The sequence below is a fragment of the Solibacillus isronensis genome, assembly GCF_023715405.1.
Classification (GTDB): Bacteria; Bacillota; Bacilli; order Bacillales_A; family Planococcaceae; genus Solibacillus; species Solibacillus isronensis_B.
In genome coordinates this window covers 1-255 of the sequence record NZ_JAMBOC010000052.1, presented here as the reverse complement: position 1 = coordinate 255, position 255 = coordinate 1, and the positions used below count along the sequence as shown (strand labels likewise).

The window sequence follows — 255 nt, the reverse complement described above, 5'->3', positions numbered from 1 at the left end:
AACTCCGGGAAACCGGGGCTAATACCGAATAATACTTTTTAACACATGTTTTGAAGTTGAAAGACGGTTTCGGCTGTCACTATAAGATGGACCCGCGGCGCATTAGCTAGTTGGTGAGGTAACGGCTTACCAAGGCAACGATGCGTAGCCGACCTGAGAGGGTGATCGGCCACACTGGGACTGAGACACGGCCCAGACTCCTACGGGAGGCAGCAGTAGGGAATCTTCCACAATGGACGAAAGTCTGATGGAGCA

At 52.2% G+C, this 255-nt stretch carries 1 rRNA gene; it reads left to right on the top strand.

The features are described 5' to 3' along the window. Nucleotides 1-254, top strand: a 16S ribosomal RNA gene (locus M3166_RS19615); the annotation flags it as partial. Nucleotide 255 lies beyond the last annotated feature (1 nt).